General features: G+C 66.8%; 1 protein-coding gene. It reads right to left on the reverse strand.

Features of this window, described 5'->3' with window-relative positions:
- Positions 1-259: FecR family protein (locus SB725_RS32125; protein ID WP_410923531.1), on the reverse strand; the 259-nt coding region annotated here is incomplete at both ends.

Genomic DNA, 259 nt, shown 5'->3' on the forward strand with positions numbered 1-259 from the left:
GGCTGAAGGCCACCTGGCCGTGGGCGACGCTGACCACCAGCTGGCGCTGGCCACGACGCACGTCGAAGGCGGTGCCCACCACCCGCACTTTGGCCGCGCCGCTGTGCACCCACAGCGGGCGCTCCTTGTCGGCGGCCACTTCCAGGTACAACTGGCCCTGTTGCAGGTAGATATCACGCTGCTGGGCGCTGAAATCCACTTTCACCTGGGTGTTGGCGTTGACGTACAGGGTGCTGCCATCGGGCAGCTTGAAGGCGCG

Origin of the sequence: Pseudomonas sp. SIMBA_041, assembly GCF_046535095.1 — a bacterium.
GTDB lineage: Bacteria > Pseudomonadota > Gammaproteobacteria > Pseudomonadales > Pseudomonadaceae > Aquipseudomonas > Aquipseudomonas mucoides.